The sequence below is a fragment of the Oryzophilus luti genome, from assembly GCF_059726245.1.
In genome coordinates this window covers 2,192,433-2,206,787 of record NZ_AP040874.1, presented here as the reverse complement: position 1 = coordinate 2,206,787, position 14,355 = coordinate 2,192,433, and the positions used below count along the sequence as shown (strand labels likewise).

The 14,355-nt window shown below is 62.4% G+C and carries 13 protein-coding genes; 4 read left to right on the top strand and 9 right to left on the bottom strand.

The annotated features are described in order from the left end of the window. Positions 1-202 precede the first annotated feature (202 nt). The 3 genes from AC6IZO_RS09445 (at position 203) to AC6IZO_RS09435 (ending at position 3,584) form a co-directional block, all read left to right on the top strand. Complete coding sequence (locus AC6IZO_RS09445; protein WP_497804546.1) at positions 203-946, top strand: GvpL/GvpF family gas vesicle protein; 744 nt, start codon at positions 203-205, stop codon at positions 944-946. A 226-nt stretch (positions 947-1,172) separates the two neighbouring features. Continuing rightward, positions 1,173-2,684 (top strand): sigma 54-interacting transcriptional regulator, encoded by a 1,512-nt coding sequence (locus tag AC6IZO_RS09440; RefSeq protein ID WP_497804545.1) that lies wholly within the window; start codon positions 1,173-1,175, stop codon positions 2,682-2,684. Between the two features lie 522 nt (positions 2,685-3,206). After that, positions 3,207-3,584 carry a TraR/DksA family transcriptional regulator gene (locus tag AC6IZO_RS09435; RefSeq protein ID WP_497804544.1) on the top strand — a complete coding sequence of 126 codons (378 nt, stop codon included), beginning with the start codon at positions 3,207-3,209 and terminating at the stop codon, positions 3,582-3,584. 292 nt (positions 3,585-3,876) lie between these two features. Here AC6IZO_RS09435 and AC6IZO_RS09430 read toward each other — a convergent pair whose 3' ends face one another. The 9 genes from AC6IZO_RS09430 to AC6IZO_RS09390 form a co-directional block, all read right to left on the bottom strand. Next, positions 3,877-5,295 (bottom strand): tetratricopeptide repeat protein, encoded by a 1,419-nt coding sequence (locus AC6IZO_RS09430; protein WP_497804543.1) that lies wholly within the window; start codon positions 5,293-5,295, stop codon positions 3,877-3,879. Positions 5,296-5,659: 364 nt separating this feature from the next. After that, positions 5,660-6,868, bottom strand: coding sequence for a hypothetical protein (locus AC6IZO_RS09425; protein ID WP_497804542.1), 1,209 nt, complete (start codon positions 6,866-6,868; stop codon positions 5,660-5,662). A 666-nt stretch (positions 6,869-7,534) separates the two neighbouring features. After that, positions 7,535-8,080 (bottom strand): adenine phosphoribosyltransferase, encoded by a 546-nt coding sequence (locus tag AC6IZO_RS09420; protein WP_497804541.1) that lies wholly within the window; start codon positions 8,078-8,080, stop codon positions 7,535-7,537. Beyond that, the gene (locus AC6IZO_RS09415) at positions 8,080-8,382 is read right to left on the bottom strand and encodes an acylphosphatase (protein ID WP_497804540.1); all 303 of its coding nucleotides are present in this window, start codon (positions 8,380-8,382) and stop codon (positions 8,080-8,082) included. The genes AC6IZO_RS09420 and AC6IZO_RS09415 overlap by 1 nt, the downstream gene beginning before the upstream one ends. 40 nt (positions 8,383-8,422) lie before the next feature. Further along, positions 8,423-8,788: a four helix bundle protein gene (locus AC6IZO_RS09410; RefSeq protein WP_497804539.1), complete on the bottom strand. Its 366-nt coding sequence runs from the start codon at positions 8,786-8,788 to the stop codon at positions 8,423-8,425. A gap of 100 nt (positions 8,789-8,888) precedes the next feature. Further along, complete coding sequence (gene efp / locus AC6IZO_RS09405) at positions 8,889-9,449, bottom strand: elongation factor P (RefSeq protein WP_497804538.1); 561 nt, start codon at positions 9,447-9,449, stop codon at positions 8,889-8,891. A 406-nt stretch (positions 9,450-9,855) separates the two neighbouring features. Then, complete coding sequence (locus AC6IZO_RS09400) at positions 9,856-10,299, bottom strand: hypothetical protein (RefSeq protein ID WP_497804537.1); 444 nt, start codon at positions 10,297-10,299, stop codon at positions 9,856-9,858. Between the two features lie 231 nt (positions 10,300-10,530). Continuing rightward, positions 10,531-10,965, bottom strand: coding sequence for a dUTP diphosphatase (locus tag AC6IZO_RS09395; protein WP_497804536.1), 435 nt, complete (start codon positions 10,963-10,965; stop codon positions 10,531-10,533). 593 nt (positions 10,966-11,558) lie between these two features. Then, positions 11,559-12,371, bottom strand: a complete 813-nt coding sequence (locus AC6IZO_RS09390; RefSeq protein WP_497804535.1) for an alpha/beta fold hydrolase — start codon at positions 12,369-12,371, stop codon at positions 11,559-11,561. A gap of 79 nt (positions 12,372-12,450) precedes the next feature. Here AC6IZO_RS09390 and tyrS point away from each other — a divergent pair, with 79 nt between their 5' ends. After that, positions 12,451-13,698: a tyrosine--tRNA ligase gene (gene tyrS, locus AC6IZO_RS09385; RefSeq protein WP_497804534.1), complete on the top strand. Its 1,248-nt coding sequence runs from the start codon at positions 12,451-12,453 to the stop codon at positions 13,696-13,698. Positions 13,699-14,355: the final 657 nt, after the last annotated feature.

Sequence of the window (14,355 nt, the reverse complement as noted above, 5' to 3'; positions counted from 1 at the left end):
CCCGAAAATACACTTTGTCCGCAAAGGTAGCGCGTTTGCCAATTCTCATCTTCCGCGCTAGAGTAAACAAAGCAGTAGTCTGGCCGCTGCACGATGAAAATGTACCGTAGCGGCTATGTGCAGGCGATCATAGAACGTGCTGGGCATCATCACCCCGCGGCGTTAGTCAATCCCCCCGCCCGGAATCGTTGGAGAAACGAAGATGGCGTGGTACGCATACTGCATCACGGAGCAGGCCGCGTTTCAGCAAGGCCGAGTCCGTCGCCCATTCCCCATTGAACCTCTCAAAGGCCTCTCAGGCCAGGCAGTCAAAGGCTTTCCCAGCGGAGATTTTGTAGTGCTGGTGAGCGAACTTGCTGCCGGAACCCAGTTCACGCAACAGTCCATTCTCGACCACGCGCGCGTGGTGGGCGAGTGCTTCCGGCTGTCCACCGTGCTGCCCTTCCGCTTCGGCACGGTCTTTGAATCCGATGAAGCGCTGCGCCACGCCGTTCGCACCAACAAAAAAACGTTCGCTGAGAGCATGGCCCATCTGCGCGGCAAGGCGGAGATGCACATCAAGGTCATGGTGCCCGAAAACGCCGCCATTCCGGAGGCCCTCGTGCACGCGCTGCCCTCCAAGGTCGGCGGCGAATACCTGAGCGCCCTGCGTGAGCAGGCCTCGCGCGACCGCGAACGCCAGAGCAAGGCCCGGGCTCTCTCCGTGCAGGTGCACAAGCTGTTTAACCCGCTGCAGGAAGAAATCGTGTGCAAGAAGATGGATCGCGGCGTCATGATCGATATTGCCCACCTCATCGACCACGACACGGTTGCCAAGTACCAGAATCGCTACTCCAGCGCCATGCACCAGTTCAAGAACTGCGAAATCAGCTTGAGCGGTCCCTGGCCGCCGTACCACTTCATGCCCGGCAAACTGCGCACAGTCGCCAACGCCGCCAGCAACTAGGCAGAAGCATCGGGTAACCCTGCAGGCCGGCCACGTGCCGGCCTTCTGTTTTGCCGCCTTCTTTCGTCATCTCCATGTGCAACCATTCTGCAATGTGAATCACGCTACCCACAGTGGATATTCCGCTTCCAATCCGCCAAGGGCTGAATACAATGGCGGCAAGCCTCGCCGGGGTGGTCTGATAGCTCGGACATTGGCAGAACGCTGAACGCAGAGGATCGGTTGAATGAGTGTGGTGGGCAAAATGCGGCTGCTGGTGGTCAGTGGCGATGCGGGCGTGGCGAGCGCTGTTTCCAGCTCGCTGGAGCGCAAGGACCGCGAGGTGAATTACTCCGGCTATGGCGACGACGCGGAGCGCACGCTGCGCCAGGTGGAGCCGTCGCTGGTGCTGCTGCATGTGGGCCGCAAGCCGGAAGCGTCGCTGGCGGCGTTGGAGCGCGTTCGCCAGTTGCGTCCCCAGACCGCCGTGCTGCTGCTGGGCACCAGCCTGGAGCCGGAGCTGGTGCTGAAGGCGGGACGCCTGGGCGCCGACGACGTTCTCGGTTATCCCTGCCCGAATGAGGAGTTGCAAACACGTGTCTGCCGTCTGCTGGAGAAGAAGCAGGGCGCCTCGGAAGCATCGCAGATGCGCTATCAGGTGCGTCGGCAGGGTGACTTTACGCTGATGTTCGGCACCTCGCCGAGCATGGAGGATGTGAAGAACACGATCGAGCAGGTGGCCGATACAACCGCCACGGTGCTCATACGCGGCGAGAGCGGCACGGGCAAGGAAGTGGTGGCGCGCATGATCTACAGCCAGTCCGGACGCCGCGACAAACCCTTCGTCAAGGTGAACTGCGCAGCCATTCCCTATGAGCTGCTGGAAAGCGAACTGTTCGGCTATGAGCCGGGCGCCTTCACCGGCGCCAGTCGCCAGAAGCTCGGCAAGTTCGACCTGGCCAACAACGGCACGCTGTTTCTCGACGAGATCAGCGAGATGCATCCCGCGCTGCAGGCCAAGCTACTGCACGTGCTGCAGGACGGCGAATTCTCGCGGCTGGGCGGCAAGCGCGACATTGCTGTGGACGTGCGCGTGCTGGCCGCGACGAACAAGCAACTGGAGCGCGCCGTGGAAGAAGGGACCTTCCGCGAAGACCTGTTCTACCGCCTCAACGTGGTCAGCATACAGATTCCTCCGCTGCGCGAGCGGCGCGAGGAGATCCCGTTGTTCCTCGACTATTTTCTGCGCAAGTACAGCGAGTCTTACGGCAAGCCGGCGGTGCCGTTCAGCGAGCAGGCTGTGGCGCGCATGATGGACTACCACTGGCCGGGAAACATACGCGAGCTGGAAAACCTTGTGAAGCGTTACGTCATCGTGGGCAAGGAGGAGCAGATCGTCCGCGAGCTGCATGCGCACAAGCCCGCCGAAGCTGCAATTCAGCAGGCCCCTGCGGGTATGTTTTCTCGCACCGAGAGCGAAGCTGGCGCCCGCGATGGAAACGCAGCCAGCACACTTCATCCGGAAGGAGCGCGGCCGCTGTCCGAGGTCCCAGCGGCAGGCGACGCGGAGCCGGTTTCGTTGCTGGAGATTGGACGGCGTGCGGCATGGCAGGCCGAGCGCGAGGCCATGCTGCGCGTGCTGGAACAAACGAGATGGAACCGCCGCGTCGCCGCGAAGATTTTAAATTTGAGCTACAAGGCTTTGCTCAATAAGATAAAAATCCTTGAGGGTAACTTAATGCAGAATAAGGGTAAATAGATTAATAATAGTGGAACTTATTTGCCACTATTGAGCGGCTGTCAAGCGGTAGATTGTGTCGAGAATCCGGCCGTTGGACCTAAGTAACACTGGGTAAGCTGCTCAAATTCCGACGGATAGTTGAAGGAAAAGGATTCATCGGAGGGGAAGGGGAGTTTGGCGGTTTGGGTGCACAGATAAAGGCACACGAAAGAGGCAATTCTGTGTTGATGACGACTTCAATCTGCCGTCCCACGCGACGGTGCCGATCCTTGCGCTCCCCCTGGGGAGTGCAACGCGCTTAGTCTCCTCAGAAGTACCCTCCCCGCCTTACTTGCCTCTTGAAAGAGCGGTCCGCAAGCGGACCGCTTCTTTTTTGCCCGAGCGCGGATTTATCCCAGAGTGACCAGCAAGCAGTCAGTTTCAAGGAGGCGGATCAATACGAGCTTTGTTCTTCAGCTTCCGGTTGACGGGGTGAGGGGGCGCGCATATGATTCCGAGTTTGCCGGTGGCGGAAAACCACGGCCCCGAGCGCGAGGGCGTATGGACAAAAAGCAGCTGGACTTCTTCAAGCACTTGTTGGAAGAGCGGATTCACGGGCTGAAACAGAACGTGGTGCGTACCGCAGAAGACGGCCGCCACACGGAGGAAACCGATATTGCGCAGGACATTGGAGACCGTGCGCAGAGTTCCTACCAGAAGGAGTTTCTGTTTCACCAGAGCAGCAATGACCGCCAGTTGATGCAGATGGCCGAGGCGGCGTTGAAGCGCATTGGGAAGGGCACCTACGGCGAGTGCGTCACCTGCGGCGGCCCCATCAATCCCAAGCGGCTGGAGGCGGTGCCGTGGGCGCAGCATTGCCGCGACTGCCAGGAGAAGCTGGAACGCGGCGAACTGCAAGAGGAAGAAACCGGGAGCTAGCCGCTGCCCTCACAACATTCCCAGCAAAACGAGGAGAGCCGCGTAGGACGTGCGAAGCTCCTCCACTCATCCTGCCCCGCGCCAACCACGGCGCGGGGTTTGCCCTGCATACACAGATACGGAAGTGAAGAGGCTCCGGCAGGTGGCTGGAGCTACGCCATGACAGGTCTCGCCGAGGAGCGAAAATTCTTTCTTGCCTTCGTAAGAGACCCCGGGCTGAAGCCCAGGGCTACCCGATGAGAAAGCCCCGCGCGAGCGGGGCTTTGTGCTGTTCAGAAAACAGAGCAATACGCTAGCGGGTCACGGCCTGTTCAATTGTGACATCGTGGATGCCCTCAAGGTGCGCCTTGGCCTTTGCGGCTTCGGCGGCGGGCAGGTGCGCGGCCAATAGGTGCAGCGCCAGCGGATCGGCGGGGACTTCCTTCAGCCGCGCGATGCCCTCGGCGGTTTTGCCATGCGCGAGGTGCACGGCGCCGTCGGCGACTTCGTAGGCGGCCAGCACGTCCTCGCGGTTGGCTTCGTCGGAGAGCGCCTGAAGCTGCTGGAGCCAGCGTTCGGCATCGGCGATGTGTTTGGCGCGGACGGCGCGCAGAACGCGGTCGCGCAGCAGCGGCGCGAGCGAAGCGGCGCGTGTGGCCTTGGAAACTTCGCCGGCATTGAGCACCTTCTCGGCACGGTCAAGCAGTGAGAAAGCCTTGGTGTTGTCCGGCTGGTAGAGGGCCATGGCGCGCAGGGTGTCAGCCTCGACGCTCGGCATCTGGTCGCGATGCGCGCGCTCGGCAATGGCGATATGCGCCTTGTCAGCGGCGGAGAAGTTCTTCTCGCGCACCCAGGTGATGGCCTGGCGCTGGAGATAGATGATCTTGCTGGCTTCGTCGGGGACGATGGCGATGGCCTTGTCGTATTCCGGGCGGGCTTCGGCCTGGCGTCCCATGAGTTGCAGGGTGTCGGCGATGCCGGCCTGCGAAGAGTCAAAGGTGGCGTCGAGAGCGAGCGCCTTGCGGTAGTGGTCGAGCGCGGCGTTGTAGCGGCCGTTCATGCGCAGGATCTCCGCGTAGGAGTCCTCGGGGTTGGGCTCGCCGGGCATCAGCGCAATGTAGCGCTCCATGACCGGAATGGCCTTCTCGATCTGGCTCGTGTAGGCGTACTCATAGCCAAGCTGATTGAGCGCCGTGGCGTAATTCGGGTCGATGGCGAGCGCGCGATTGCAGGAATCGAGTGCGCGGTCGTAGGCCTTCTGGTTGCCGTAGAAAAGTGCCGCAGCGTAGAGCAGGCGCTTGTTCTGCGGATACTTACCCAGCAGCTCGTTCATGGCGGCGATGGCGGAGACGAAGCGGCCTTCCTCGGCGGCAACGTGCCACTCGATGTAAAGCTGCTCGTCCTTGCTGGCGCGGGCGGCGAGCGACTTGGCGGTGGCGTACTCATGCTGGCGCTCGGTCGGGTCGTAGCTGATGCGGCCAATGAGCAGGTGCGCCATGGCAAAGTCAGGGTCGGCCTTGACCGCCGCACGCATGCTCGCGATGGCCTGCGGAAGCTGGAGCTTTTCGAAGGCAAGCTGCCCTTCGGCCAGGCTCTTGAGCGCGGCGGGCGACGACGAGGTCAACGGAAAGCCGAACAACTTGGAAGAGTCGGAAAGCTCCTCGGGCGCGGTGACCGCCGAGGCCGACACGACGACAGCAAGCAAAACGAGGATGGGGGCTAATTTGTGCATGGGTGACTCCAGATTAGCAAATTCGGGAGGGAGAGGTGCAGATTTTGAGAGGCAAGGCAATGGCGGCGAAGAACCGGAAGTAACCACGGTAAATCCTCTGTTGCGGAAAGAACGGGTGCCGCGAAATGACGCTATGGAGAGAAAGCCTGAAACGCCACGGAAGAGTGCGCGTCCACGGGGTCCTTCACTTCGGCGTGCAGCCTGACGGCTGCGCGCCTCGTTCAGGATGACAAGAGAGGGAAGCGGTGCTTCCTTGCGATTGTGCATTGTGGAAGAGAAGAAGAAGCAATGGATGTGAGCGCCTGCTGCAGACCAGAAAAAGCCCCGGCGTGAGCCGGGGCGGAGAGCAGGGAGAGAAGTCTGCTCAATTTGCAGGAACCAGTTCGCCGCCTCCGGCGAGCGGGTAGCGCTTGCCCGCGAGCCAGAAATTATGCGGGTCGGAGGCGTGATAGGTGACGTTGTGCCCGTTGCCGACAATGCCGGTGATGCGCCCATCCTTGCCAAGCGTAGCGCCGTCGAGTGCGGCGAGTGAGGAGTCGGCGGTGAGCGTCCACTGGCTGCCGGGCTCCAGCGAGAGCGAGGCTCCATGGATGGCGCCCGTGAGATGGCTGTGGCCGGTGAGCGTGGCGCGGATGGCGCTTGTGGAATCGGAGACGATCAGGTCGCCGGTGAGCTGCTGATGATCGGCGATCAGGATGGCGGTGCCACCGTTGGAGCCTTTGCGCCCCCAGCGTCCGGCAGAGGACTTTACGAGAACGCCGCTGGCGGCGTTGAGCTTGACGCCATTCAGATGAATGGTGCCAGTGGTGTTGGTGACGTAGAACAGCGGGCCCTGGGCGGCAGAGAGTTCGCCGCCGGTCATGGTGAACTGGCTCTGGCGGCCCTGAGCGTCGCCGCTGAAGCTCTGGTAGAGCATGACGCCCCACAGCTTCTGCCCGGCCAGCGTGCTGTCGCTGACGGTGATGGAGTTGGAACCTTCGATGACGGCGGCCTCCGAACCGGCGGCGAGCATGCGGGCATTGCTGACCGTGATCTGGCCGGTGGAATAGAGCGCGGGCGAGCCTTCGCCGTGGCTGATGAGCGTGCCGCCAGTGGCGGTGATGCTGCCGCCGCCGCGGTCGGTGGCGATGGGCGCGCCGTGTTCGCCAAAGGTCTCCATGGAAACGTTGGTGAGTGACATGGCGCCACCGCCGGCAACCATCACGCCGTGTCCGCCGCCAGCCGTGGCGCGGATGTTGACGTTGGTGAGGCTGAGGCGCGCGCCGTTGCCGCTGGCGAAGGCGCCGTTGGCTCCGGTGCCGGTGGTACTGATGTTGCCTCCGGTGATGGAAATGCTGCCGCCCGCTCCGGCCAGCACCCCGGCGTTGAGGCCGAAGAAGCTGGAGTTCTCCTGCGAGGAGGTGGGGCCGCTGGTGGAAACTTCGGCGTCGGTGAGCGAGATGCTGCCGCCGTCATGCGCGTAAATGGCGGAGACATCCTGGGCGTCGGACTTATAGGTGCCGCCGCGTTCTAGCTTCGCCTCGCCGGTGCCGGCGGAGAAGACTCCACTGAGCTTGTAAGCGGATCGGCGCATGCCGCCGGGGCCTCCCGGGGGAGGGCCTTGCATCTCGCCATCGGGCGGCGGTCCCGGAGGCCCGTCTTGGCCGTCTGGCGGCGGACCGGGAGGGCCATCGAATTGGCCGTCGGCGGGAGGCGCCTGCGGTGCGGGGGCGCTGGAGGAGGAAGGCTTGGTAGATGTTGCCTCCTGCGCGTACATCAGCGGAATAAGCGAGCAGAAGAGCAAGGCGAGAAATGTCGCGGTGGCGAGAGTGCGAAGGAACCGATTGACGATCGTAAAGTTCATGATGTTGTGCTTGATCTGCGGATTGATCTCTACAGTTTGGACGCGGAGAGGCGCGCAGTAGTGTTGCGAAGTGCAAAGTTGAGGTGGCGGGTACTGGATGGGAACGGTAACAACAGGTTCTTCGTCGCCGGAAGGACTGGCTCCTCAGAATGACGCTTTGGAGAGAAAGCCTGAAACGTCACGGGATGAATGCGCATCACCGGGGCCCTTCGCTTCGGTGTTCAGCTTGGCGGCTGCGCGCCTCGCTCAGGATGACAGCCCGAGAGGAATCGGCGCTCCCTCGCGATTGCCAATGGCAGAAGGGAAGAAGAATCAACGGAAGTGAGCGACGGTTGCAGACCAGAAAAACCCCGGCGCAAGGCCGGGGCTTTCTTGTGAAACTCAGAGACGCCGCCGCTACTTGTCGTAGTGCAGCAGGCTGACCACGTCATACTGGCCAAGCTGCCGGCGGCCGTTGAGGAAGTCGAGCTCGATGATGAAGGCCATGCCCTTGATGTCGGCGCCGAGCGAAGAGACCAGCTCCGCGGTGGCCTTGGCGGTGCCGCCGGTGGCCAGCAGGTCGTCGACGATGAGCACGCGCTGACCGGGTTTGATGGCGTCCTTGTGGATCTCAAGAGTATCGGAGCCGTACTCGAGTTCGTAAGTCCACTTGACGGTCTCGGCAGGCAGCTTTTTGGGCTTGCGCACGGGGACAAAGCCGGCGTTGAGGCGGTAGGCGAGCGTGGGCGCGAAGATGAAGCCGCGCGCTTCCATGCCGACAACGACGTCGATCTTCTTGTCGAGATAGTTGGCCGAGAGGGCGTCGATGACCTGTGCGAAGCCGGTCGCGTCCTTCAGCAGCGTGGTGATGTCATAGAAGAGAATGCCGGGCTTGGGGAAGTCGGGGACGGCGCGGATGATCTTCTTGAGCTCGGGCTGATTGATGGTCAACTTGGCGGACATTAGCAGGTCCCTTCGATGGAGAATGAATTAGATCCGGTGAAATCCGGCGCCGGCGAAACCTCAACTTCATCGACCCGCGCGGCAGGCGGGCCAATGTGGAGCCTGGAGAAGAAGGCGGAGAGCTGCGCGTCAGTGCCGCAGGCCACGGCCTCCACCGAGCCGTCGTGCAAGTTGCGCACCCAGCCCGCGACGCCGATGATCTTGGCCTCGCGCTCGACGAACCAGCGGAACCCGACACCCTGAACACGACCCTTGACGAGATACCTGCGCGTTTCGTTCTTCGCGCTTTCAGCTTTTGACATAGTCAATTTTTCGAATCTTCGAATTTCAATATCTTCAAATTTAACGGCTCCCTCGCCCCCGCTGTTTGGCGGTGAGCTGAGAAGCGGTGAAAATTGCGAGCAGTTCGGACGCCTCTTTCGTGAGCGACTCTACCCGTCGCGTTGGGACGATACCGCTGGCTGTCATCAGGTCGAGCCAAAGTACGGTTTCGTCAATTTCTTCCACTACAACCCCGAGTCGAGCCAGAAACTCCTGATGGGAGCGTGAGCGGCAGGTGGCGCGGTAATTGGCCGCCACAGAGGTTCCACTGCGAAGCAACTGCCTTCCCAAAACCGGGGCTTCCGGAGACTTGGGAAGAGCCTTGAACAAAAGAACAAGACGAACTGCAAAATCACGAGTGCGTTTCTGCAATTCGTCCCGGTTCATAAAGCTCGTGCTCCCGTTGGATTTTCAAATTCGAAAATATTGAATTTCGAAAATTCGAAAATCCAGAAGTTCACTCTGCAAGGCCCGGAAAAACAGAGCCCTACGCGCGGCTCAGGTAGGCGCCTTCGCTGGTGTCCACCTTGATCTTGTCGCCTTCGTTGATGAACGGCGGCACGTGCACCACGAGACCGGTTTCAAGCTTGGCCGGCTTGGCCACGCTGGAGGCGGTCGCCGACTTCAGGCCCGGCTCGGTCTCGATTACGGTCAGCTCGACGGTCTGCGGCAGCTCGATGCCCACCGGCTTGTCATCGTAGAACTCGACGGTGATCTCGAGGTTGGCGATGAGGTAGTCGACGGCGTCGCCGAGCATTTCGCGCTTCAGCGGCAACTGCTCGTAGGTCTGCATGTCCATGAAGTAGAAATCGTCGCCGTCGGCGTAGAGGAACTCCATCTTGGTTTCGTCCACGGTGATCTTCTCGATCGCGTCGGCGGAGCGGAAACGGTGTTCGAACATGGCGCCGGACTTGAGGTTGCGCAGCTTGGCCTGAATGAAGGCGCGCAGGTTGCCGGGCGTGCGGTGCTCGACGGAAAACACCGAGTGCAGCTCGTTGTTGTGCTTAATGATCATGCCGGGACGCAGTTGAGTGGCGGGAATCGCCATGACGAGAAGCTCCTTGTACCAAAAACTTGATGAATTCCTGGGCGCGACGCGGGCCGCGCAGCAGCAGGCGGGTCGCCAGGGGCGCCAGCAAAGCCAGCGGCAGGGGCGAACAGTTCATTGTATCAATTTTCAGAGGCGGGGATGCGATGGCGGCGCGGGGGTGCCACCGGACCCGTGCGAGGCGTCATCCTGAGCGCAGCGAAGAACCTGCTTGGAAATGGTGGCGGAGATTGGGAACAGCAGCAGATTCTTCGTCGCCGGGGAAGCCGGCTCCTCAGAATGACGCTGCGGAGAGAAAGCCAGAACTGTCACGGGATGAGCGCATGTCACTGGGGGCCTTCGCGTCGGCGCCAGCCTAACGGCTGCGCGCCTTGTTCAGGATGACAAAGGGAACGGTGATGGCGGCCTACTGGCAGCAGGCAGGGCGGCTGCTGGGGCGGCGCGGCAGTTCGCGGGCGCAGAAGGCGAGCATGGCGAGGAGCGCGAGCATCAGCAGCCACGCCTTGGGGTCTCCGGCAAAGTAGTAGAAGAAGCTCTCGGCTGGTTCACCTTGCTGGAAGACGCGGCGAAAGAGCAGCGGCATGGCGAAGTCGGCGGCAAGTGGCAGGCCGCTGAGCGCGCCAAGCGCGGCGGCAACCGCGCCCATCTTTGGACGGGCGAAGCTGAAGGCGATGGCGACCAGGAAGAGCACGGAGCCGAATTGTGCCAGCCCGAGCACGCGCTCGGTCATGCCGCGGGCGACAAAGCCCTGCGCGATCTGGCTGGTGTAAAGCATGAGAGCCATGGCGCAAACCAGAGCGCCGGTGGCGAGCACGAGCTTACGGGTTCGGTCGGTGAAAGTCATGGGCATGGTGTTTGGATGATCCGCGTCCCAGGTTAGGCTCGCGTTGATCGCCGAAGCCTTCCGAGGGGGGCAGCCCAGGTTAGCTTCGCGACCCCTTCGACAAGCTCAGGGCAGGCTCTGGGGCACCCGAGTGCGATTCGCGAACCCTTCGACAAATTCAGCGCAGGCTATGGGGCACGCAAAGAGCAGGTGTTCACGCACGGCCAACAGTGAAGCAGAAAACGCGCGCGATGAACACTACTTTCTGCCGCTGGAGCCAAAGCCTCCGTCGTTGCGGCTGCTGGCACTGAGGTCGTCGCAGACTTCGACCGGCGTGGTGAGTACGGGGTAGGGGATGAGATTGACGAGCTTGTCGCCGGCGTGGATGACGGCCTCGGTGTCGCCAAGGTTCTCGATGAGCACGCGGATTTCGCCGCGGTAGCCGGAGTCGATGACGCCGCCGGTGCAGGTCAAGCGGCGGGCGGCCATGGAGCTTTTGTCGCGGAGCAGCGCGCCGAGCGGCTCGCCCGAGGCGGAGGTCAGCTCGATGGCGACGCCGGTGGGAACAATGGCGTTGCCGCGCGCGGGGAGCGTGACGTCGGCGGCGGAGAACAGGTCGTAGCCGAGGTCTTCGCCCGGATGCGCGATGGTGGGAGCCTTGGCCGAGGGGGAGAGCAACTTCACTTTGAGCATGACCGACTATAACAAGCGGGCGTGGCGAGGCCAAAACGCGCGGGTTCCTCAATTCGGTCTGCCACGCGCCCACAGCGGGCGCGGGGGCATGGCGTTGACGAGGCAGTGCGGAGGTGAATGCGTTGCGGGAGTTGGCAAGGTTGTGCCATGGCAGACCTCGGTGAGGAGCGGAATCCTCTGGGGCAGGGAATATCCCCCGGGCTGAAGCCCGGGGCTACCCGGAGGCAGGTGATATGCGGCGTGCCGTGATCGCTTGCTCCTGTAGCGGGGAGGAAGGAGTTGAGTGAGGAGGAAAGTTAGCGCTCATGGTTCCCCGCCCAGAGGCTGACGCGCGTCAGGTGCGTCTCCTCAGAGGGCGTTTTCGGAGAGAAAGCTTGAAGAGCCACGGGGCGAGTGCGCGTCACTGGGGTCCTTCACTTCGACGTGCAGCCTAACGGCTGCCGTCTCGTTCAGGATGACAAGGGAAAAGAGGATTCTTCGGCAATGCGCGGGAAGCGGGTGCGCAAGAAGCAGTCACGCGGGAAGCAATCACAGCAGATTCTTCGTCGCCTGCAGAACAGGCTGCGCAGAATGACGATTTGCAAAGGACGGCGCTACTCCATGCTCAACGCGCGGGCGATGAGACGGGAGAGCTGCTCCGGGTCGGCGAGGTGTGCCATGTGGCGCTGGCCTGCGATGGGCAGCACCGTCGCGCCGGGGATGCGCTCGAGCAGTGCGGCCGTGGAGTTGCGCAGAGGACGCCGCTGCGTGAGTTCGCCAAGCAGGAAATACGTGCGGCAGCGGAGCGCCGATAGTTCGTCGTACGAGGGGCGGAAGCTGTCGATGGCCTCGGCCTCGCGCACGAAGACCGGCAGCATGGAGCACTGCTTTTTGTAGAGCGGGTGCGGGCGGAAGGCGTCGATGTCCTCCTGCCGGGTGCGGATGATCTCGGCGGCCACAAGCTGGTAGGCGTCGTCGGTGGCATTGGCGGCGAGCAGTGCGCGCAACTGCGGCAGCAGGCCTCGGCTCATCTGTCCGCCGTGCGAGGTGGGAGGCTCGTAGAGCACCAGCCGCCACGGGTAGCCGCTCTGCACGGCCCAGGCAAGGGCGAGCGAGGCTCCGAAGCTGTGCCCGACGAGTTGCGCGTCATTGCCGGCCTTGCGCATCATGCAGTCGAGGTCGGCAATCTCCGAGGCGAACTGATAGGGCTGGTGGTCACCGCTCTGACCGCGCCCTCGGCGGTCAAAGACGTAGACGGTGTACTGCGCGGCGAGCCGTTCGGCCACCATGAACCAGTCACGCTGGTCGGTGAGTGCGCCGTGGCTGATGACCAGCGGCGGGTGCTCCTCTTCGGTGGAGATGCGGGTGTAGGCGATGCTGGTTCCGTCGTCGGAGAGAAACGAGCCAGGTTCGTGGATGACCGTCATGGATGCGGGCCTCGTGGGGAGTTCGGCGCGACGGAACATCATCGTCTGTTGAAGGCGAATCTGCAATAATCATTACGTTATGCCGCAATTCAAACCCGTAGACGAACAACTAGCATACCTGCGCAAGGGCTCGGTGGAGATCATCCGCGAGAGCGACCTGCGCGAACGCCTGGAGCTGTCGCTGAAGAGCGGCCGACCGCTGCGCATCAAGGCCGGCTTTGACCCGACGGCGCCCGACCTCCACCTGGGCCACACCGTGCTCATCCGCAAGCTGAAGCACTTCCAGGACATGGGCCACACGGTCATCTTCCTGATCGGCGACGGCACCGGGTTGATTGGCGACCCGACGGGCCGCAACGCCACGCGTCCGCCGCTGACGCGCGAGCAGATTGACGCCAACGCCGAAACCTACAAGGCGCAGGTCTTCAAGATCCTCGACAAGGACAAGACCGAGGTTCGCTACAACACGGAGTGGCTGTTCAAGCTGAACTACGAGGGCTTTGTGCGGCTGGCGGCCAAGTTCACGGTCTCGCAGATGCTGGAGCGCGAAGACTTCAGCAAACGCTTCCAGGAAGAGAAGCCGATCAGTTGCCACGAACTGCTCTACCCGATGATGCAGGGCTACGACAGCGTGGCGCTGGAGTGCGACGTGGAGCTGGGTGGCTCGGACCAGAAGTTCAACCTGCTGTGCGGCCGCGAGCTGCAACGGCAGTACGGGCAGACGCCGCAGATCGTGCTGATGATGCCGCTGCTCGAAGGGCTCGACGGCGTGCAGAAGATGTCAAAGAGCTACGGCAACTACGTGGGCATCACGGAAGAGCCGCAGGAGATGTTCGGCAAGCTGATGTCAATCAGCGACGAGCTGATGTGGCGCTATTACGAGCTGCTGACCGATGCAACGGTTGCTGAAATCGCGCAGATGAAGGCTGACGTGGCGGCTGGCAAGCTGCATCCGATGAAGGCCAAGAAAGACCTGGCCAAGCGCATCATCGCCGACTTCCACAGCAAGGCCGCAGCCGAAGAGGCTGATGCAAACTGGGCGAAGCAGTTCCAGAAGGACGAAGTGCCGGAGAATCTGGAGGAAGTGACGCTGGAGGCGGCAATGCTGCAGGCGGGCGAGAACGGCTCGCGCTCGGCCAAGCTCGCGGCGGTGCTGGTGCACGCAGGGCTGGCGGCCTCCAACGCCGAGGCTTCGCGCAAGGTGAAGGAAGGCGCGGTCTCCGTGGACGGCAACAAGGCGACGGAGCTGTACGTGCAGATTCCGGCGGAGATGAAGGACTTTGTGCTGCGCGTGGGCAAGCGCATGAAGCGCGTGGTGATCGGGTAGGCCGGATTCGGCAGGCATGGGGAAGATGGAAGTTGCGATCGCGCGGCTCCTCAACTCGGCCTGCCACGCGCCAACCGCGGGCGCGGAGTTTTGTGCTGAGCCGTGAGAACGGACGTGGACACGCCGTGGCAGGTGGCTGAGGCACGCCATGGCAGGCCTTGGCGAGGAGCGGGACTTTTTGTGATTGCTGGAGAACCCCGGGCTGAAGCCCGGGGCTACCCGGAGGCAAAGAGTCACCCGGAGGCGGGGGGGCTGGCGTCCTTGCAGGAGAAGTTGACGGCTTGCAGTGAGTGTTGCGAGCGAAGACAGGATGCGCGAAACACGGCGTTGGCCATGCGGAAGGACGGGGAGTCTTCGCGATCGGTGTGTGTCCACACTTCCAAATGAAGTGACGGAGAGAAAGCTTGAAGCGCCACGGGATGACCGCACGCCACTGGGGTCCTTCGCGTCGGTGTGCAGCCTGACGGCTGTGCACCTCGCTCAGGATGACAACTGGAAGAGGGATGAGTGACGTATCTGTGTATGGTTCCTGCATCCCAGGTTAGCGCCAAATACGGGCGCGAACCTGGGGCACCCGGCAAGCGCGCAGAGTCCTTCGGCAAGCTAAGGAAAGGCTCTGGGGCACGCAGCGTCTTTTAGCTAGACACTCCGGGCAGG